Below are 18,955 nucleotides of genomic sequence, written 5' to 3' on the forward strand. Positions count from 1 at the left end.
CCACTGATGTCCAGGTCGGGTTTTTTGAGACCCTCGTTGTTCTCAACTCCGCGGTATGCCGTGCGCTGGGGGCGCACACCGATACTGCCCGTTCGTGCGTCGATCCATGCCTCGGACTCGGATCGTTGTGACGACGCGTCCTGAGAATTGCGCGCTGCGTGCGGTTCGTCAAGGCCCCCCACTCGGTGGGGACCGTCACCTGGCGCACGGCGAAGATCACCTTACTCTCCGCAGCGGACAGTGCAAGACGACCACCCTGGTGTGGCCGGGAACGCCGAAAGGCGACCACCCAGATGGGTGATCGCCTTTCAGTGTGTGCGCGTTACAGCGCGAGAGTCAGACGACTCGCGAGGTCACTTGACCTCGACGGAGGCGCCGGCAGCCTTGAGGGACTCGGCGGCCTTCTCGGCGGCGTCCTTGGCGACCTTCTCGAGGACCGGCTTCGGGGTGCCGTCGACGAGGTCCTTGGCCTCCTTCAGGCCCAGGGAGGTCAGCTCACGCACGACCTTGATGACCTGGATCTTCTTCTCGCCGGCGCCGGTGAGGATGACGTCGAACTCGTCCTTCTCCTCGACGGCCTCGGCGGCGCCACCAGCGGCACCACCGGCGACGACGACCGGGGCGGCCGCGGCGGCGGTGACGTCGAACTTCTCCTCGAACGCCTTCACGAACTCGGAGAGCTCGATGAGGGTCATCTCCTCGAACTGCGCGAGCAGGTCTTCCTGGCTGAGCTTCGCCATGATGGGCGATCCTTCCACTAATTCGGCTGGTGCCGGGATGTACATGTCGGCGGGCGTACGTTGGGCCCGCTGCGATCAGCGCCGTCTACGTGGCGCTGATCAATGCGCGAGCCGAATTACTCGGCACCGCCCTGCTCGGCCTGCTTGGCGCGAAGCGCGTCCACGGTGCGGACGAGCTTCGACGGCAGCGCCTGGAAGAGCGAGGCAGCCTGGGACTGCTTGCCCTTGAACGCGCCGGCCAGCTTGCTGAGCAGAACCTCGCGGGACTCGAGGTCCGCAAGCTTCTTGATCTCATCGGCGGTCAGCGCCTTACCGTCAAGGACACCGCCCTTGATGATGAGATTCGGGTTCTCCTTGGCGAAGTCACGCAGGCTCTTCGCCGACTCCACCGGGTCACCGGTGATGAAGGCGACCGCGGTCGGACCAGCGAACTGGTCGTCGAGCGCGGTGATCCCGGCCTGGTTGGCCGCAATCTTGGTCAGCGTGTTCTTCACCACGGCGTACTGGGCGTTCTCACCGAGCGAACGACGCAGCGTCTTGAGCTGCGCCACGGTGAGACCCCGGTACTCGGTCAGCACAGCGGCGTTCGAGTCGCGGAACTGGTCCGCGAGCTCGGCTACCGCGGCAGCCTTGTCGGGCCTTGCCATAGAGCGTCGGCCTCCTTCCGGGTGATGAGGACCGCTCAGAAGGGGCTGAACAAAACGAAACGCCCCGGCGCAGGCGCACGGGGCGTGGCTCGACCGACTGCACCCTCAAAGAGGGACATCCGGGAGCTCATCCACAGTCACCTGCGCGGGTCGTCCGCAGCTAGCGGATCCTTCGGCCGCCACACCCTTGCGGGGCATGGCAACGACCAGCGGTCTTTGGCTTCCTGAAGAGGGTATGAGACACCGGCCTAGCATGCAAATCGGCTCCCGCGCCAGACCGGTGGCTCAGACCGGTGATCAGCCCTGCTGGCCCTCGGCCATCTCGGCGCCGAGGTCCATGACCTGGGCGGCCGGCGGGGCCGTGACCGTGACCGGCTCGTTCAGGTCGAAGAACGTCATGGTCATGTCGAGCGGACCGGTCTTGGTCGCACCACGCGTGCGGAACTGCTTGGTGTGGTTGTCACCGTCGATCCACATGTCCATGGTGAGCTGCTTCAGGCCCTGCTTCTCGTACTGCTTGAGCTGCTTCTCCCGGCGCTGCTTGGTGGCGGCGTCCTCGTCCTTGAGGCCGGCCCGCATGGCGGCGAGGGTGACGGTGCCCGTGTAGTGGGTGGTCTCGACGCCGTCGACGGTCTCGGTGCCGACCTTCTTGACGTTCTCGGCGCCTTCCATCATCCCGGCCTCCGTCGCCGGGTTCTGCTCGGCCTGGCTCGCCTGCCCGGACCCGGACCCGGACGCCGACCCGCCGGCGGCCTCCTTCAGCGCGGCGGCGGGGAACTTGAGCCAGCTCTTGCCGGTCTCGGGGTCGGGCTTCCCACCCCCCATGTAGAAGCCGTCGCCGGTGAGCCGGAACTCGACCGTCTCGCCACCGGACGACATCTGCATCTTCATGGCCAGCGGCTTCAGGTTCATCCCGGCCTCGCCGGTGACCTGCTGGCCCTCCGGGGTCTGGCCCTTCATCCGGTACGAGAAGGACGTGAGCTTCTCCGTCGACTCGGCGGCCTGCTTCACGGCGGCGGCGGGCTCGACGTTGAGCGGCTTCTGGCCCGCCTTCTTGTCCGGGCTGCTGCTGGTGCCCGAGGTCGAGGAAGACGTACAGGCAGTGGCGCCACCGCACAGCAGGGCAGCCGCGAGGACGGCTCCGGTGGCCTTTTTGCGTACAGAAGTCTTCATGATCCCCCCATGGATGTGAAGTTTTCAGGCGCATTGCGCAAACCCTCGCGACACTACCGGCTCGCACTGACAACGCCACATAAATAAAACCGGCCCCCGCACCTCCTGAGAGGTGCGGGGGCCGGTTTCGTTCGGACCGTTTTGAGCTGTCAGGCTCAGACCGCGGCCGGGTCCTCCTCCACGAGGAGGTTGCGGGTGCGGTTGGAGTCCAGCGGGATGCCGGGGCCCATGGTGGTGGTCAGGGTCGCCTTCTTGATGTAGCGGCCCTTCGCGGCGGACGGCTTCAGACGGAGGATCTCCTCCAGCGCCGCGGCGTAGTTCTCGACCAGCTTCGTCTCGTCGAAGGAGACCTTGCCGATGATGAAGTGCAGGTTCGAGTGCTTGTCGACGCGGAACTCGATCTTGCCGCCCTTGATGTCGGTGACAGCCTTGGCGACGTCCATGGTCACGGTGCCGGTCTTCGGGTTCGGCATCAGACCACGGGGACCGAGCACGCGGCCGAGGCGGCCGACCTTGCCCATGAGGTCCGGGGTGGCGACGACGGCGTCGAAGTCCAGACGGCCCTTCGCAACCTCGTCGATCAGTTCGTCGGAGCCGACGATGTCGGCGCCGGCGGCTTCCGCGGCCGCAGCACGGTCACCGGTCGCGAAGACCAGGACCCGGGCGGTCTTACCGGTGCCGTGCGGAAGGTTCACGGTGCCGCGGACCATCTGGTCGGCCTTGCGCGGGTCAACACCCAGGCGGAAGGCGACCTCGACGGTTCCGTCGAACTTGGTGGAGGCGGTGTCCTTCGCAAGGCGGACGGCCTCGAGCGGGGCGTAGTTACGCTCCCGGTCGACCTTGGCGTCCGCGTTGCGGAGAGCCTTGCTGCGCTTCACTTCTTCTCCTGTGGAGTTACACCATGCGGCTCCGCCGCGTGGCAGGTGTGGAGTCGTGGTCCGGGCCAGCGCCTGGCCCTGCCACTCAGGTCGTACGGGGACTGAATCAGCCCTCGACCGTGATGCCCATGGAACGGGCGGTGCCGGCGATGATCTTCTCGGCGGCGTCCAGGTCGTTGGCGTTCAGGTCGGGCATCTTGGTGGTGGCGATGTCACGGACCTGGTCGCGCGTCAGCTTGGCGACCTTGGTCTTGTGCGGCTCGCCGGAGCCCTTGTCCACACCCGCGGCCTTGAGGATCAGCTTGGCGGCCGGCGGAGTCTTGGTCACGAAGGTGAAGGAACGGTCCTCGTAGACCGTGATCTCCACCGGCACGACCATGCCACGCTGCGACTCGGTCGCGGCGTTGTAGGCCTTGCAGAACTCCATGATGTTGACGCCGTGCTGACCCAGCGCGGGGCCGACCGGCGGAGCCGGGTTGGCCGCGCCGGCCTGGATCTGGAGCTTGATAAGCCCCGTGACCTTCTTCTTCTTGGGAGGCATTGCTCTCTCCGGGTCCTAGTGAGAGTTTTCCGCCCGCCACCCGATCATCCGGATGGAGGCATACCGCACAACGATAACGGGTACCACTGCGCGGCCAAAAACCGAGCAGGTCAGAGCGGCTGCGAGAGCCGCTCTGACCTGTTCGGAGGCGTATGTTCCAGAAGAGTCAGTTCTTCTGGATCTGGTCGAAGCTCAGCTCGACCGGGGTCTCGCGACCGAAGATCTCGACGAGGCCCTTGACCTTCTTCGAGTCGGCGTTGATCTCGTTGATCGTGGCCTGGAGCGTGGCGAACGGGCCGTCGGTGACGGTGACCGAGTCGCCGACCTCGAAGTCCAGGACCTCGACGGTGACCTTGCGGGCCGGAGCCGGCTTGCCCTCGGCCTCGGCGGCCTCGCGGGCGGCCTTCTCCTCGGCCTCCGGGGCGAGCATCTTGACGATCTCGTCCAGGGTCAGCGGGTACGGGTCGTAGGCGTTGCCCACGAAGCCGGTGACGCCGGGGGTGTTGCGGACGACGCCCCAGGACTCGTTCGTCAGATCCATCCGGACGAGCACGTAGCCGGGCAGCTTGTTCTGCCGGACGTTCTTGCGCTCGCCGTTCTTGATCTGGACGATCTCTTCCTCGGGCACCTCGGCCTGGTAGATGAACTCCTCGACGTTCAGCGAGACGGCACGCTGCTCGAGGTTGGCCTTCACGCGCTTCTCGTAGCCCGCGTAGGTGTGGATCACGTACCACTCGCCGGGCAGACCGCGCAGCTCGTCGCGGAGCGCGGCGACCGGGTCGACGGGCGCCTCGGGCTCGGCGGCCGGCGCCTCCTCGGCGTCCTCGTCCGCCTCGGCCTCGACGATCTCGGCGTCCTCGTCCTCGTCGTCGAAGGCCTCGTCCGGGACGTCGGTGTCGGCCTCGGCGTCGATCTCTTCCTCGACGTGGATCGCGGCTTCCTCGGCGGGCTCGCCCGCGGCGGCGTCAGCAGCTTCTGCCTGGTCCTCGTCGGCCGCCTCGACGATGTCGAGCTGGTCCTCAGCGGACTCGTCGTTCAGGTTCGGGTCAGACACGGTGGCTGCTTCTTCCTGGATACAGATGGGGTGGAACATGCGAAAACGGGCGCCGAGTGAAGGCGCCCTCCGCGGGATCAGCCGAAGACGTACTTGACTGCTTCCTGGAAGCCATAGTCAATCACGGTCACCAGCCCGATCATGATGACAACGAAGACAATCACCACAGTGGTGTAGGTCGTCAGCTGGCTGCGAGTAGGCCATACGACCTTGCGGAGCTCGGCGACGATCTGGCGGTAGAACAGCGCGAGACGGCCCAGAGGGCCCTTCTTTCCGCGCTTGCCGCCCTTCCGGGTCTTCTTCCGGGACTCCGGCGCCTCGTCCTCGGCATCAGGCATGTCGATGGAGCCAACGGCGTCCGTCACGTCTCTCACCTGATTCCGGGTCGTGGCCGTGCCGCGCCCGGTGGAGCCGCACGGCGGTGCATGAAGTACGTACCTGCGCACACATCCTGGCGAAGGTGTGTGTAGCAGGGCCGGAGGGACTTGAACCCCCAACCGCTGGTTTTGGAGACCAGTGCTCTACCAATTGAGCTACGACCCTTTGTGGTTCCCCCCAAACCTACCCCATGCGATGAGGTGGTCGGTGAGGGCCAACGAGCAGTGAGTGTACGTGGTCAGAGGCCCGGCGTCGAACAGATAGCGTCGCGGCGGTTTCGGTACGTGGTTGTCCGCTTCGCGAAACCCTTGTGCCCGGGGCCTCGGGGGTCTGGGACGATGGCCGTATGAGCGCTGCAACTCCTCCCACCGAGCGCCGGGTCTCCGCCCGCATCGGCGCGATCTCCGAGTCCGCGACCCTCGCCGTCGACGCCAAGGCCAAGGCCCTCAAGGCCGCCGGCCGCCCGGTGATCGGCTTCGGCGCGGGCGAGCCCGATTTCCCGACCCCCGACTACATCGTCGAGGCCGCGATCGAGGCCTGCAAGAACCCCAAGTTCCACCGTTACACCCCGGCCGGGGGCCTGCCCGAGCTGAAGAAGGCCATCGCCGAGAAGACCCTGCGCGACTCCGGCTACGAGGTCGACCCCGCCCAGATCCTGGTGACCAACGGTGGCAAGCAGGCGATCTACGAGGCCTTCGCGGCGATCCTCGACCCGGGCGACGAGGTCATCGTCCCGGCCCCGTACTGGACCACGTACCCCGAGTCGATCCGTCTCGCGGGCGGTGTCCCGGTGGACGTCGTCGCGGACGAGACCACCGGCTACCGGGTCTCGGTGGAGCAGCTGGAGGCGGCGCGCACGGAGAACACCAAGGTGGTGCTCTTCGTCTCCCCGTCCAACCCGACCGGTGCCGTCTACAGCGAGGCCGACGCCCGCGCGATCGGCGAGTGGGCCGCCGAGCACGGCCTGTGGGTGCTGACGGACGAGATCTACGAGCACCTGGTCTACGGCGACGCGACGTTCACCTCGCTGCCCCAGCTCGTCCCGGCGCTGCGCGAGAAGTGCATCGTCGTCAACGGTGTCGCGAAGACGTACGCGATGACCGGCTGGCGGGTCGGGTGGCTCATCGCCCCCAAGGACGTGGTGAAGGCCGCGACCAACCTGCAGTCGCACGCCACCTCCAACGTCTCGAACGTGGCGCAGGCCGCGGCCCTGGCCGCCGTCTCGGGCGACCTCACCGCCGTCGCGAAGATGCGTGAGGCCTTCGACCGCCGCCGCCAGACCATCGTGCGGATGCTGAACGAGATCAACGGCGTCGTCTGCCCGGAGCCGGAGGGCGCGTTCTACGCGTACCCGTCGGTCAAGGGCCTGCTGGGCAAGGAGATCCGCGGCAAGCGCCCCGCCACGTCGGTGGAGCTCGCGGCGCTCATCCTGGACGAGGTCGAGGTCGCGGTCGTCCCGGGCGAGGCCTTCGGTACGCCGGGCTATCTGCGGCTGTCGTACGCGCTGGGCGACGAGGACCTGGTCGAGGGTGTCTCGCGGATCCAGAAGCTGCTGGCGGAGGCCCGCGACTGATCCTCGCGGCCACCCGCTGAATCTGTCGCCGCTCTCGCGGACGGAACGGGCCCCCGGCTGAACGGCCGGGGGCCCGTTTCTTCGTTCGGGCAAGAACACGATCGGGGAAAGGGGCTGCCGCGCGGCGGGTGTCTGCGGCAGGATCCTGTAATGCTGCACCAGTCAGGGGGGCACCCCCCGAACCCCCCGAAAGTCCGCGATCTCAGCCTGCTGCCCAAGGCGCATCTGCATCTGCACTTCACCGGGTCGATGCGGCCCTCGACCCTGCTCGAACTCGCCGACAAGTACGGCGTCCATCTCCCCGACGCCCTGACCGGCGGCGAACCGCCGAAGCTCCGGGCGACGGACGAGCGCGGCTGGTTCCGTTTCCAGCGGCTCTACGACATCGCGCGGTCGTGTCTGCGCGCGCCCGAGGACATCCAGCGGCTGGTTCGGGAGGCGGCCCAGGAGGACGTCAGGGACGGTTCGGGCTGGCTGGAGATCCAGGTCGACCCGACCTCGTACGCGCCGATGCTGGGCGGGCTCATCCCGGCGCTGGAGATCATCCTGGACGCCGTGGACCAGGCGGCCCGTGAGACCGGGCTCGGGATGCGGGTCGTGGTCGCCGCCAACCGCATGAAGCACCCCCTGGACGCGCGCACGCTGGCCCGGCTGGCCGTGCGGTACGCGGACCGGGGGGTGGTCGGCTTCGGGCTGTCCAACGACGAGCGGCGGGGCATGGCCCGGGACTTCGACCGGGCGTTCGCGATCGCGCGGGAGGGCGGCCTGCTGGCGGCCCCGCACGGTGGCGAACTGACCGGGCCCGCGTCCGTACGTGACTGTCTGGACGACCTGCACGCCTCGCGGATCGGCCACGGGGTACGGGCGGCCGAGGACCCGCGCCTGCTGCGCAAGCTGGCCGAGCGCGGGGTGACCTGCGAGGTCTGCCCGGCGTCGAACGTGGCCCTCGGCGTCTACGAGAAGCCGGGCGACGTACCGCTGCGGACCCTGTGGGACGCGGGGGTACCGATGGCGCTGGGCGCGGACGACCCCCTGCTCTTCGGTTCCCGGCTGTCGGCACAGTACGAGATCGCCCGCCGCCACCACGCCTTCACGGACACCGAACTGGCCGAACTGGCCCGCCAGTCGGTGCGCGCGTCGGCGGCGCCGGAGGACGTACGGAAGAAGCTGCTGTCGGGCATCGACGACTGGCTGACGGCAACCGTCTGAACCCACGCCCGCCGGGGGCGGACCCCAGGCCGGGATGCGGGACTCGCGATCGGGACCGGCGGCCGAGCAGGGCCGAGCTCGGTGCGCCGGCGCTGGATCGGATCGGGCCGCGGTGCGGGCCGGCGGCGCCCCTGAGCGACGGTCGGCGCGGGCGCCCGGGGCGGCAGGCGGGCGTCCCGTACGGCCTGCGCAAGCATCCGGGCCGCGGTGCGGGCCTGGTACGTCCTACGCGGAGATACCTCTGAGCAGCGTGCGGGCGAGGGCCTTGGCGAAGTCGTCGACCGGCTGTGGGGGCCGCTTGCCGACGGTCGCGTCGTAGGCGAAGGCCCGCTGCGCGCAGGCGCCGAGGAGCAGGGACGCCGCGGCGAACGTGTCCGCGTCCGGGGCGATGCGGCCCGCTTCCCGCTCGGCGCGCAGATAGGCGTCGAGGCTCTCGATCGGCACGTGCGGTCCCAGGCCCCGCTCCCGCATGGCGTCGTCGTGGCGGGCCTTGAGCTTCGTCTCGGCGTACAGCGACGCGCCGATCGGGAAGCTCTGTGCGTAGAAGAGCGCGGCCCGGCGGGCGATCTCGGTGAGGTTCTCCTCGACCGTGCGCTCGCCCGGGTCGGCGACGAGGCGGTCCAGAAGTGGGGCGAGCTGCGGCAGCCGTTCCCGGAGCACCGTCACGAACAGGTCCTCCTTGCTCGCGAAGTACTTGTAGAGCGCGGCCTCGGAGCAGTCCGCGGCCTTGGCGATCGCCTTGGTGGTGGCACGGGCCAGGCCGACGGTGAGCATCAGTTCGTGGGCGGCGTCGAGGATGCGCTCACGGGCGGGCTTCTGCATGGGCGCTCCATTCGGGCTTGACGGGTGGGTGAGTGCTTACCCACTCTATAGGTGAGTAAGTACTCACCCACCACCTCTGGAGACACTGACATGAAGCTCACGGTGTTCGGCGCGACCGGCGGTATCGGCCAGGAGATCGTCCGGCAGGCCCTGGCGGCGGGCCACGAGGTCACGGCCGTGGTCCGCGATCCGGCACGGCTGACGGTGACGGGCGAGCGGCTGGAGGTGCGGGTGGCCCGGTTCGACGACCCGGAGGCCCTTCGGCAGGCCGTCGCGGGCCGGGACGCGGTGCTCTCGGGCCTCGGCCCGCGCGGCACCAAGCAGGCCGGCGTCACCTCCCGGCTCACCCGCCCGGTCGTCGAGGCGCTGGAGGCGACGGGGACGCGCCGGTTCCTCGCGGTGAGCGCGGCGCCCCTCGGTCCCGTACCGGAGAACGAGACGTTCCTCCTGCGGTACGTGGCCACGCCGCTGGTGTCGCGCGTGCTGCGGAAGCACTACGACGACCTGCGGGTGATGGAGGACGACATGCGGCGCAGCGCCACGGACTGGACGGCGGTGCGTCCGCCGCGGCTGACCGATGGCCCGCTGACCGGACGCTACCGCACTGCCGTCGGCACGAACCTGCGCGGCGGTGCGAAGATCTCCCGCGCGGACGTGGCGCACGCGATGCTGGCGATGGCCACGGACCCGGCCACGGTCAAGCAGCCGGTCGCGGTGGCGTACTGAGCCGGCGCTGCTGAGCCGGTACTGCTGAGCCGGCCGCGGCGCCGGCGCTCGGCCCGGCTGCGGCTGCGGCTGCGGCTGCGGCTGCGGCTGCGGCTAGAGGCTGACGCCGACCGTCACGGGCTCGTTGACGAGGGTGACCCCGAAGACGTCCCGGACCCCGGCGACGACCTCACGGGCGAGCGCGAGGAGATCCTCGGTGGTGGCCTCGCCGCGGTTGGTGAGGGCGAGGGTGTGCTTGGTGGAGATACGGGCCGGGCCGGCGCCGTACCCCTTGGTGAAGCCGGCCTTGTCGATCAGCCACGCGGCGGAGGTCTTGGTGTGGCCGTCCCCGGCGGGGTACGCGGGCGGGGTCGTGCCGTCGCCGAGCCGGTCCCGTACCCGCGTGAGGAAGGTCTCGTACTCGGCCGCGGTCAGGATCGGGTTGGTGAAGAACGACCCGGCCGACCAGGTGTCGTGGTCCTCGGCGTCCAGCACCATGCCCTTCCCGGCGCGCAGCTTCAGCACCGCCTCGCGGGCCGTCGCCGCCGGGACCCGGTCCCCGGCCTCGACACCGAGGACGCGCGCGGTCTCCGGGTACTTGATGGGCGCGGACAGGCCCCCCGCGTCCTCCAGCTCGAACCGGACGCGCAGGACGACATAGCGGTCGGGGTCGGCCTTGAAGCGGCTGTGGCGGTACGAGAAGCGGCACTCGGCGTTCGTGAGCGTGACCGTCTCGCCCGCGCGGCGGTCGTAGGCGACGACCTCGGTGATGGTGCTGGAGACCTCCTGGCCGTACGCCCCGACGTTCTGGATCGGGGTCGCCCCGGCCGAGCCGGGGATGCCCGCCAGGCATTCGAGACCGGCGAGGCCGGCCTCGACGGTGCGCGCGACGGCGTCGGTCCACACCTCGCCCGCGGCGAGCTCCAGCCTCGTGCCGTCGAGGCGGAATCCGGTGGTCGCGATGCGCAGGGCCGTACCGTCGAAGCCCTTGTCGCCGATGACCAGGTTGCTGCCGCCGCCGATGAGCAGCAGCGGCGTACCGGCGGCGTCCGCCGCGCGGACCGCGGCGATCACCTCGTCGTCCGTGGTTGCGGTGACGAGGCGGGTGGCCGGTCCGCCGAGCCGGAAGGTGGTCAGCGGGGCGAGGGGGGCGTCGTGGAGTTCCTGCACGCGCACAAGGGTACGGGCCGCCCGGGTCCGCCCGGCCGGGCGGACCCGCGTACGGCTCCGGCCGAGGGCGGTACGCCCCCTCCGGAGCTCCCTCAGCCGCCGGCCGTCAAGCGGGCCGCCTCGCCCCGGAGCCCCCGGAGCCCGTCAGCCGCCCAGGCCCGAGCGGTACGCCCCCTCCGGAGCTCCCTCAGCCGCCGGCCGTCAGGCGGGCCGCCTCGCCCCGGAGCCCTTGGAGCCGTCAGGCGAGCCGTACGACCGCCCGCGACATGCCCAGCACCTTCCGGCCGGCCGACATCGCCGTCAGGTCCACACGGACCTGGTTGTCGTCCAGCTTCGCCGCGACCTTGGCGCTGACCTCGATGAGCGCGCCCTCGTCGTCGTTCGGTACGACCACGGGCTTGGTGAAGCGGACCCCGTACTCGACGACCGCGCCCGGGTCCCCCGCCCAGTCCGTCACCACGCGGATCGCCTCGGCCATGGTGAACATGCCGTGCGCGATGACGTCCGGCAGCCCGACCTCCTTGGCGAACTTCTCGTTCCAGTGGATCGGGTTGAAGTCCCCGGAGGCGCCCGCGTACCGCACCAGCGTCTCCCGGGTCACCGGGAAGCTCTGCGCGGGCAGCTCGGTGCCGACCTCGACGTCCGCGTATGCGATCTTCGCTGCCATCACGATCACGCCTCCTCGGCGGCGCGCGCCACCAGCTTGGTCCAGGCGGTCACGACGAGCTCGCCGGCTTCGTCGTGCACCTCACCGCGGACGTCCAGGATGTCGTTGCCCGCGAGGGACTTGATCCCCTCGATCGTCGAGGTGACCGTGAGCCGGTCCCCGGCCCGGACCGGGCGGCCGTAGACGAACTTCTGGTCGCCGTGCACCACACGGCTGTAGTCCAGCCCCAGTTGCGGATCGGCGATGACCTCGCCCGCCGCCTTGAAAGTGATCGCGAACACGAAAGTCGGCGGAGCGATCACATCCGAGTGGCCCAACTGCTTCGCGGCGTCGGGATCGGTGTACACGGGATTCGCGTCACCGACCGCCTCCGCGAACTCGCGGATCTTTTCCCGGCCGACCTCGTACGGCGCGGTGGGCGGATAGGTCCGCCCGACGAAGGACTGGTCGAGCGCCATGGACTCGCTACCTCCTGGGGTTTATTGCCTTACCGGTAACACCGGTACATAACGATGCGAGGCCGCCCCCGTGATGGGGACGGCCTCGCATTCGAGCCTGGTTTCAGCTTCAGCGCGTCTCGCGGTGCGCCGTGTGCTGGTTGCAGCGCGGGCAGTGCTTCTTCATCTCAAGACGGTCCGGGTTGTTACGCCGGTTCTTCTTGGTGATGTAGTTCCGCTCCTTGCACTCCACGCAGGCCAGCGTGATCTTCGGGCGGACGTCGGTGGCAGCCACGTGAGTGCTCCTTGACGGACGGATGGACGGATGAACGCAAAAAGAGTAGCCGATCGAAGGACCGACCCCACAATCGGCTACTGTGTGTAGCGGTGACCGGACTTGAACCGGTGACACAGCGATTATGAGCCGCTTGCTCTACCGACTGAGCTACACCGCTTCGATGTCGGATCACCCCGCCCGAAGGCGGGGATCACACAACATCAGAGCCCCAATACGGAATCGAACCGTAGACCTTCTCCTTACCATGGAGACGCTCTGCCGACTGAGCTATTGGGGCGAGCGATGAAGACATTACACGGTCGGCCGCCGATCGCCCAAATCCGTTTACGGGCCCCTCGCCCAGGGCATCTCGCCCGCCCCGTACGCACCCGGTAGTCACACCGGTACGACGTCAGACCGGTACGACTATTGCGCTCCTCCTCGAAGCGCGGGCGATGCGCCCCTAGGCTCGACCCACGCCGCGTGATCTTGATCGTCCCTGCCCCTCCCCGATCGTTCCCGACCGTCGTCCTGAGCGAGGAGCGACTCGATGCCCGACAGCCAGGCGCAGCCGCCCGACGGCGCCACCGCAGACCTCACCGCGCTGCTCCTGTGCGGCGCCCGCCTCACCGACGGCCGGACCGTCGACGTACGGCTCAGCGGCGGCCGTATCGAAGCCGTGGGTACCGCCGGAAGCCTCAGCGCGGCACCGAAGGCGCACTCCGCGCGGGTCGATCTGAGCGGGTTCCTGCTGCTCCCCGCCCCCGCCGAGCCGCATGCCCACGGCGACACCGCCCTGACCGCGCTCCAGGGCGCGGGGCCCGTGTCGTACGCCACCGAGGACGTCCAGCGGCGCGCCACCGAGGCGGCCCTGCTCCAGCTCGGGCACGGGGCGACCGCGCTGCGCTCCCATGTACGGATCGGCGACGTGCAGGGGCTCGGCCCGATGGAGGCGGTCCTCCAGGCGCGGCGTTCGCTGCGCGGGCTGACGGATCTGACCACCGTGGCCGTGCCCCGGCTGCTCACGGGCCTGGCCGGCGCCGACGAACTCGCGATGCTGCGCGACGCGATGAAGATGGGCGCGTCCGTGGTGGGCGGCTCCCCCGACCTCGACCCTGACCCGACCGGCTACACGGAGGCGGTGCTGGAGGTCGCCGCCGAGCACGGCTGCCCCGTCGATCTGCACACCGACGGTGACGACCCCGCGCGCCTGGCCCGGCTCGCGGCCATGGCGGGCGGGCTGCGGCCAGGGGTCTCGATCGGCCCCTGCGCGGGCCTGGCCCGGCTGCCCACCGAGGTCGCTTCCCGGACCGCGGATCAGCTGGCGGCGGCCGGCGTGACGGTGGTGTGCCTGCCGCAGGGCGGCTGCGCGGGCACGGAACAGCGCGGCGGTGCGCCCGTACGGCTGCTGCGGGCGGCCGGAGTACGGGTCGCGGCGGGCAGCGGGGCCATGCGCGACGTGACGAACCCGGTGGGGCGCGGCGACCCGCTGGAGGCGGCGTTCCTGCTGGCCTCGCAGGGCGGACTGGGCGCCCCCGAGGCGTACGAGGCGGTCAGCGCGGCGGCCCGGGCGGCGATGGGCCTGGCCGAGGTGCGGGTGGAGGCGGGCTTCCCGGCCGAACTGCTCGCCGTGCGCGGGGAGCAGCTGACGGGCGTGCTGTCGCTCGCGTACAGCCGGATCGTCGTGCATCGGGGGCGGGTGGTGGCGCGGACGAGCGCGGTCCGTGAGTACTGCGACTCGGCGGCGGCGTTCGCCCTCGACCTGCCGCGCCAGGGGCGCGGGGATCCGGGGCCGTGAACGCGGGGACCCGGGGACCCGGGGCTACGACTGTGGACCGTGGGCGCGGGTCGTGGAAGCGGGCGTCCCGAGGGTCGGGACCCGGGGCCGTGCACATGGCCCCGTAGACGCGGGGACGGGCCGTGGACGCGGGCGTCGCGAGCGGGTCGTACCGGACCGGCGTACGGTCGTGAGCATGCGCATTGTCATAGCTGGAGGACACGGTCAGATCGCGCTGCGCCTCGAGCGGCTGCTCTCGGCGTCCGGGCACGAGGTCGCAGGAATCATTCGCAACCGGGACCAGGGCGACGACCTCCGGGAGGCCAACGCCGAGCCGGTCCTGCTGGACCTGGAGTCGGCCTCGGTGGAGCAGGTCGCGGCGGTGCTCCAGGGTGCCGACGCCGTGGTCTTCGCCGCGGGCGCCGGCCCGGGCAGCGGCGCCGCCCGCAAGGCGACGGTGGACCGCGACGCCGCGAAGCTCTTCGCGGACGCGGCCGAACGCGCGGGCGCCCGCCGGTACGTCGTCATCTCGTCGATGGGCGCCGACCCGGCCCACCAGGGCCACGACGTCTTCGACGTGTACCTGCGGGCCAAGGGCGAGGCCGACGCGTACGTACGCACCAAGGCCGACCTGGACTGGACGATCCTGCGCCCCGGAATGCTCACGAACGACGCGGGAACGGGCCTGGTCCGGCTCGAGGCCTCGACCGGCCGCGGCCCGGTGCCGCGGGATGACGTGGCGGCGGTCATCGCCGAACTCCTGGAGACCCCGGCGACGGCCGGTCTGACCCTGGAACTGATCGGCGGGACGGTGCCGGTGACGGTCGCGGTGAAGGACATCGCCGGCAACTGACACCGCGGCCGACGTGCGCGGCAGCCTGGCCGACTGCTGAGCGCCGCGTCCGCCCGCCGCCCGCAGCCGGACAGCCTCACATCGTCTTGTCCGGGCTGTCCGGGCTGTCGACGCAGGTCGCGACTCCACCGATTCGTCAACGCCCACTACGGGTAAGCGATCTGACCACCCAACCGTTTCCGGTACGGGCCTGATGCGCCCCACATGATCTGCAGCGGCTCGCCCGAGGCACGGTAGCGAACGGCTGCGTCAGCGACCTTGGGGCTCGTTCCGGCGTGACCGCCAGCGCCTCCGTGGTCCAGGACGAGAGTGCAGTCACCCAGGACGAGCCAGTCGACGTGGCTTGGCGGCACGCTGGCCCGGCGCCCGCCCCCTATTTCTGCGGAAATTCTCGCGATCTTTGCGGCAACCACCCCCACCACCCCAACACCGCAGGTCAGACCGCAAGTCCGGGGATTCTTGCGGATTCTGCGGTTTCTGCGGCGCCCGCCCCTCCCGTCATGGCCCCGCTTGCTGCCGAAGGAGCCTCCTGGTGACCGTCCGCACTGTCCGTCAGCCCGCCGACGAACTGCTGCCCCTGACCGACGTCCTCGCCGAGATCGGCATCACCCGGGCCACCTGGTACCGCTGGCGCAACCGCGGCTACGGCCCCGAGGTGAAGCGCCTCCCCAACGGACATCTCCGCATCCGGCGCAGCGCCCTGGACGCCGATGGCCCCTGATCCGCGCTTCCGCAGATCAGGGGCCATCTCTCACGTGGCGGCGCCAGGAGAAGAGTCGCCTCCGGCGACACGACCCACGGGCCGGCTGCGCCGACGGGCTGCAACACCGGGGCTGGTGTTGCAGCCGTCTTCGACTGGACAGCCCGGACACCTACTCTCAGAGCTGCCCGGCCCGTATCCGCTGGTCAGAGCCTTAGCCGGACAGTCCGGACGCGCCCTGCGACGGGCGGAAACTACGAGGTACTGGTCACGTAGCACCGCGGTTCACCGATACGGCGGAGGGCCGCACCCCAAGGGCAGTCTTCTGCTAGCTTCCTGACGGTTATGACCTGGCCCAACTTCCCTGTTCGGAAGGTGGGTCGGGGACGCGGGAAACGGGGGAACGGCCATGACCTCTGCGGAGGGCTACCAGGTCAAGCACAAGGGGATGTCGGGCCAGGCCGGCGAACTGGACGGTTCCGGCAACGACGTGGGCAACATCCGCAAGGCTGTCGCCGGCACGATGTGTTACACGCAGGACGCCCTCGGCGGCTCCGACACCGGGCCCGCGTTCAACGCGTTCGCGGCCGCCTGGGAGGCCGAGACCAAGGTCCTCGAAGCGGCTCTGCACGAACTCGCCGACAAGATCCGCCTCTCAAGCCACGCGTACCGCGGTTCCGACATCGACGTCCGTACGGGAGTCCACGCAGTCTCCGTCGGCTCGGCGGCCGACTCGGGCGTCAACACGATGCCTGCCCACGCCCAGCGCCCGTCCGCGCTGGCCGCCTACTGACGGGGTACGCGTCCATGACGGAATCCACGAACGACCGCAAGCAGAAGCTCGACGGCCCGCGCGGGCGCATCTCATCGGCCGGCAGCAAGAACGACCTGATCGACGCGATCGAGGACGCCCTCGGCGTCTCGGCACCGGTCGGCGACCCGAAGGTGATCGAGGCCCTGGGCAAGCGCTACACCGGCCAGACCGACGCAGCCGACGCGGTGAGCGACCGGATCGACAAGATCGCCCGCACGGGTCTTCCGCGGGTTTGGATCGGCGACACGAGCGTCCTCGCCTCCGAGGTGGTGGGCGCCGCCTCCCGCGACGCCCAGCAGATGCTCGAGGCGTTCCAGGGCGGCGGCAAGGCACTGATCGCGCTGTCCGACGCGCTGGAGGCCGCGCAGACCATGGACGGCACCGGCCGCGGCAAGCTGCGCGACGCCCGCACCATGCTCGGCGGCGAGGACGGCTTCTTCGACGACTGGCACGAGGACGACGACGAGGAAGCCCTCCGCCTCAAGGCCCGCTCGCTGGCCTCCCAAGGCATCGACGACCTGCACACGGCAGCCGCCAACGCCGACAACGCCGCCCGCATCGCGGCCCGCGACCTCAACAAGTTCGCCGCCGAGGCCCGCGCCGGCCAGATGGACACCGACGAACTGACCGCCGCCGACCCGCCTCGCCCTCGCCGACACCGCCAACCCCGGCGGCGACCCCGAGCTGAACGAGATCCTCAGCGCCAACGACCTCGAACGCTCGGGCCGCGCCATGGAAAACATGTCGCCCGCCGAACGGGCCCGCATGGAAAAGCTGTTGGCGAACGCGTCGAGCCAGCAGGAGAAGGCGTACCTCATGAAGGCCCTCGCCTCGGGCTACGACGTCGGCGAGGTCGAGAAGTTCGGCGGGAAGATCCACGGCAAGGACTCGGCGTGGCTCTCGGAGCACCTGACACCGGTCACCACGAACTCCGTCTCCTCCGGCAAGGAGCAGCAGGATTTCCGTGGTGAGCTCTGGAACCAGGATGACGAGACCTGCGTCCCGTCCTCGACAGTCACTGCCCGCGCCCTCGTCGACCCGGTGTACGCCCTCGAACTCACCGGCGGCCCCGACGGCACCGACGACGACCCCGACCACTTCCGCAAGCGCCTGCACGACGAGCAGTTCCGGATGAACGACGAGGGCGACGGCGAGTACGACGGCTGGTGGTGGGACCGTCAACCGGCCGGCATGGACTCCGACGGGCAGGAAGAGATCTCCAACAAGGAGCTCGGCCCGCATACCGGCGACAAGTACGACCAGAAGGAGATGGACAGCGCCGACGACCGGCGCGGCGTCCTGCCCGACATCGAGAAGTCCGTCGCCGAGGGCAAGCCCGTGCCCATCAACATCACGCGCGTCGACGAGAACGGCGACCGCCACGGCCACAGCCTGATGATCATCGGGCAGGAGAACGGCAAGCTGCAGATCTACAACCCGTGGGGCACCACGTCCTGGATCAGCGAAGACGATTTCATCAACGGTGATCTCGAGGCCGCCACCGACGACCGTTACTCCAAGGCCAACAAGGGCGACGTCAACCGCGTCTACATCCAGCAGGACTGAACTCACCGTGCGAATGCGAAACATTGTGCGTACTGCGGCCGCTTCGTCCGCCGCCCTCGTCACCCTTTCCGGATGCGGCGGCTCCACCGGACCCGCCGCCTTCGGGCCGGGCGAGCGGAGCGTCTCCGTCGACAAGGGCGACACGTTCACGCTCGAGGTCCCGGCCAACCCCGCCCTCGGCCAGAACTGGTACTTGGCGAGCCCGCACCCCGACAAGGACGTCGTCACGTACCAGGGCAGACGCGAGGAGGAAGAAGGCGGCGACGAAGACCGCATCGGCAGCGGCGACGGCGCCCAGTTCTTCGACTTCAAGGCGCACGCGGCCGGCAGGACGACGGTGAAACTGCTGTTCTGCCCGCACGGCCTGTGCGGGAGCGCCGCGGAGGTGAGCGCGAGCCCGGTCCCGACGGCCACGACCACGGCGGCCCCGACGAAGTCGGACGACGAGGTCGCCTACTACATCTACACCATCACCGTCCGCTGACCTGCACGGGAACGGAACGACGGGACGGAATCACCATGGTCCACGACCGCTCCACACGCACCGACGACGAGGTGCTCGCCGCCACCGACATCGAGGCGCTGCTGCGCCACGGCCTCAGCCGCGACACCTTCCGCACCGCGCTCTTCGGCGACGGTGCGATCGCCGCCGCCGTCACCCTTGACCGGCTCGGTGTGCTGCCGCGCTCGGTGACGTACGTGGCGAAGATCGTCCGGGCCGGCGGCCTCGCCTACGCGGCCGGACTGCCCGAGCCCTTGCCGTCGCGTGAGGCGTCCGCGTTCCTGCGGGACTGGCTGGAGACGGCCGCGCAGGTGGCCGAGGCCCCGGGTGACGAGACGCGCGCGGCCCACTGGCTGGAGACGGTCGCGGAGATCGTCGCGATGCGCCGCACCAGCCGGGACGCGACAGCGGGGCCCGGTCCGGCCTGATCCAAACGAGAGTTGCTGGCCGGAGAGGCACCAGGGCGTGTATC

Annotated in this window: 23 protein-coding genes and 3 tRNA genes; 10 read left to right on the forward strand and 16 right to left on the reverse strand. The window is 69.9% G+C overall.

Annotated features, from left to right (window positions below; genetic code table 11):
- Positions 1 to 353: 353 nt before the first annotated feature.
- The 8 genes from rplL to ABT342_RS02985 all read right to left on the reverse strand — a co-directional run bounded on the left by rplL (position 354) and on the right by ABT342_RS02985 (position 5,576).
- A complete protein-coding gene (gene rplL / locus ABT342_RS02950; protein WP_351566025.1) occupies positions 354 to 740 on the reverse strand; it encodes a 50S ribosomal protein L7/L12 in 387 nt (128 codons plus the stop codon).
- A gap of 116 nt (positions 741 to 856) precedes the next feature.
- Positions 857 to 1,387, reverse strand: a complete 531-nt coding sequence (gene rplJ / locus ABT342_RS02955; RefSeq protein ID WP_351566028.1) for a 50S ribosomal protein L10 — start codon at positions 1,385 to 1,387, stop codon at positions 857 to 859.
- Between the two features lie 297 nt (positions 1,388 to 1,684).
- Positions 1,685 to 2,560, reverse strand: coding sequence for an SCO4651 family lipoprotein (locus tag ABT342_RS02960; RefSeq protein ID WP_351566031.1), 876 nt, complete (start codon positions 2,558 to 2,560; stop codon positions 1,685 to 1,687).
- A gap of 155 nt (positions 2,561 to 2,715) precedes the next feature.
- On the reverse strand, positions 2,716 to 3,438 hold the full coding sequence (gene rplA, locus ABT342_RS02965; RefSeq protein ID WP_351566034.1) for a 50S ribosomal protein L1: 723 nt from the start codon (positions 3,436 to 3,438) through the stop codon (positions 2,716 to 2,718).
- Positions 3,439 to 3,544: 106 nt separating this feature from the next.
- Entirely contained in the window at positions 3,545 to 3,979 is a 435-nt protein-coding gene (gene rplK, locus ABT342_RS02970) for a 50S ribosomal protein L11 (RefSeq protein WP_003956479.1), read from the reverse strand.
- A gap of 166 nt (positions 3,980 to 4,145) precedes the next feature.
- The gene (gene nusG, locus ABT342_RS02975) at positions 4,146 to 5,033 is read right to left on the reverse strand and encodes a transcription termination/antitermination protein NusG (protein WP_351566038.1); all 888 of its coding nucleotides are present in this window, start codon (positions 5,031 to 5,033) and stop codon (positions 4,146 to 4,148) included.
- Positions 5,034 to 5,110: 77 nt separating this feature from the next.
- On the reverse strand, positions 5,111 to 5,398 hold the full coding sequence (gene secE, locus ABT342_RS02980) for a preprotein translocase subunit SecE (protein WP_266381527.1): 288 nt from the start codon (positions 5,396 to 5,398) through the stop codon (positions 5,111 to 5,113).
- 105 nt (positions 5,399 to 5,503) lie between these two features.
- Positions 5,504 to 5,576: transfer RNA gene (locus tag ABT342_RS02985), tRNA-Trp, on the reverse strand.
- A gap of 181 nt (positions 5,577 to 5,757) precedes the next feature.
- Here ABT342_RS02985 and ABT342_RS02990 point away from each other — a divergent pair.
- Together ABT342_RS02990 and ABT342_RS02995 are read left to right on the forward strand one after the other, a co-directional pair.
- Positions 5,758 to 6,984: a pyridoxal phosphate-dependent aminotransferase gene (locus ABT342_RS02990; RefSeq protein ID WP_351566042.1), complete on the forward strand. Its 1,227-nt coding sequence runs from the start codon at positions 5,758 to 5,760 to the stop codon at positions 6,982 to 6,984.
- Between the two features lie 150 nt (positions 6,985 to 7,134).
- Positions 7,135 to 8,193, forward strand: coding sequence for an adenosine deaminase (locus tag ABT342_RS02995; RefSeq protein ID WP_351566045.1), 1,059 nt, complete (start codon positions 7,135 to 7,137; stop codon positions 8,191 to 8,193).
- A gap of 225 nt (positions 8,194 to 8,418) precedes the next feature.
- Here ABT342_RS02995 and ABT342_RS03000 read toward each other — a convergent pair whose 3' ends face one another.
- Entirely contained in the window at positions 8,419 to 9,015 is a 597-nt protein-coding gene (locus ABT342_RS03000) for a TetR/AcrR family transcriptional regulator (protein ID WP_351566048.1), read from the reverse strand.
- A gap of 90 nt (positions 9,016 to 9,105) precedes the next feature.
- Here ABT342_RS03000 and ABT342_RS03005 point away from each other — a divergent pair, with 90 nt between their 5' ends.
- Positions 9,106 to 9,741, forward strand: a complete 636-nt coding sequence (locus ABT342_RS03005) for an NAD(P)-dependent oxidoreductase (RefSeq protein ID WP_351566051.1) — start codon at positions 9,106 to 9,108, stop codon at positions 9,739 to 9,741.
- A 93-nt stretch (positions 9,742 to 9,834) separates the two neighbouring features.
- Here the strand turns inward: ABT342_RS03005 and ABT342_RS03010 are convergent, their stop codons facing one another.
- The 6 genes from ABT342_RS03010 to ABT342_RS03035 form a co-directional block, all read right to left on the reverse strand.
- Complete coding sequence (locus tag ABT342_RS03010) at positions 9,835 to 10,986, reverse strand: UDP-N-acetylmuramate dehydrogenase (protein ID WP_351566322.1); 1,152 nt, start codon at positions 10,984 to 10,986, stop codon at positions 9,835 to 9,837.
- 142 nt (positions 10,987 to 11,128) lie between these two features.
- On the reverse strand, positions 11,129 to 11,557 hold the full coding sequence (locus ABT342_RS03015) for a MaoC family dehydratase (RefSeq protein ID WP_351566053.1): 429 nt from the start codon (positions 11,555 to 11,557) through the stop codon (positions 11,129 to 11,131).
- A 5-nt stretch (positions 11,558 to 11,562) separates the two neighbouring features.
- Positions 11,563 to 12,015, reverse strand: coding sequence for an FAS1-like dehydratase domain-containing protein (locus ABT342_RS03020; protein ID WP_351566055.1), 453 nt, complete (start codon positions 12,013 to 12,015; stop codon positions 11,563 to 11,565).
- 109 nt (positions 12,016 to 12,124) lie between these two features.
- A complete protein-coding gene (rpmG, locus tag ABT342_RS03025; RefSeq protein ID WP_028427720.1) occupies positions 12,125 to 12,289 on the reverse strand; it encodes a 50S ribosomal protein L33 in 165 nt (54 codons plus the stop codon).
- 87 nt (positions 12,290 to 12,376) lie between these two features.
- Positions 12,377 to 12,449 (reverse strand) — tRNA-Met (locus ABT342_RS03030).
- 47 nt (positions 12,450 to 12,496) lie between these two features.
- A tRNA-Thr gene (locus ABT342_RS03035) sits at positions 12,497 to 12,569 on the reverse strand.
- 252 nt (positions 12,570 to 12,821) lie between these two features.
- On the opposite strand from ABT342_RS03035, the gene ABT342_RS03040 reads away from it, so the two are divergent.
- The 4 genes from ABT342_RS03040 (at position 12,822) to ABT342_RS03055 (ending at position 16,394) form a co-directional block, all read left to right on the forward strand.
- Positions 12,822 to 14,069: an amidohydrolase family protein gene (locus ABT342_RS03040; protein WP_351566059.1), complete on the forward strand. Its 1,248-nt coding sequence runs from the start codon at positions 12,822 to 12,824 to the stop codon at positions 14,067 to 14,069.
- Between the two features lie 175 nt (positions 14,070 to 14,244).
- The gene (locus tag ABT342_RS03045; protein WP_351566062.1) at positions 14,245 to 14,901 is read left to right on the forward strand and encodes an SDR family oxidoreductase; all 657 of its coding nucleotides are present in this window, start codon (positions 14,245 to 14,247) and stop codon (positions 14,899 to 14,901) included.
- 532 nt (positions 14,902 to 15,433) lie between these two features.
- The gene (locus ABT342_RS03050; protein ID WP_351566065.1) at positions 15,434 to 15,622 is read left to right on the forward strand and encodes a helix-turn-helix transcriptional regulator; all 189 of its coding nucleotides are present in this window, start codon (positions 15,434 to 15,436) and stop codon (positions 15,620 to 15,622) included.
- A gap of 388 nt (positions 15,623 to 16,010) precedes the next feature.
- Positions 16,011 to 16,394 (forward strand): hypothetical protein, encoded by a 384-nt coding sequence (locus tag ABT342_RS03055; protein ID WP_351566068.1) that lies wholly within the window; start codon positions 16,011 to 16,013, stop codon positions 16,392 to 16,394.
- Positions 16,395 to 16,465: 71 nt separating this feature from the next.
- Here the strand turns inward: ABT342_RS03055 and ABT342_RS03060 are convergent, their stop codons facing one another.
- Entirely contained in the window at positions 16,466 to 17,233 is a 768-nt protein-coding gene (locus tag ABT342_RS03060; protein ID WP_351566071.1) for a hypothetical protein, read from the reverse strand.
- On the opposite strand from ABT342_RS03060, the gene ABT342_RS03065 reads away from it, so the two are divergent.
- From ABT342_RS03065 to ABT342_RS03075, 3 genes are read left to right on the forward strand one after another with little or no spacing between them, the layout of a single operon-like run.
- Complete coding sequence (locus tag ABT342_RS03065) at positions 17,193 to 17,981, forward strand: hypothetical protein (RefSeq protein WP_351566074.1); 789 nt, start codon at positions 17,193 to 17,195, stop codon at positions 17,979 to 17,981. The two genes, ABT342_RS03060 and ABT342_RS03065, sit on opposite strands and share 41 nt — an antisense overlap.
- Before the next feature lie 13 nt (positions 17,982 to 17,994).
- A complete protein-coding gene (locus ABT342_RS03070; RefSeq protein WP_351566077.1) occupies positions 17,995 to 18,465 on the forward strand; it encodes a protease inhibitor I42 family protein in 471 nt (156 codons plus the stop codon).
- A gap of 35 nt (positions 18,466 to 18,500) precedes the next feature.
- Entirely contained in the window at positions 18,501 to 18,911 is a 411-nt protein-coding gene (locus tag ABT342_RS03075; RefSeq protein WP_351566080.1) for a hypothetical protein, read from the forward strand.
- Positions 18,912 to 18,955 lie beyond the last annotated feature (44 nt).

The sequence above is a fragment of the Streptomyces sp. NPDC000410 genome (assembly GCF_040300305.1).
Lineage (GTDB): Bacteria > Actinomycetota > Actinomycetes > Streptomycetales > Streptomycetaceae > Streptomyces.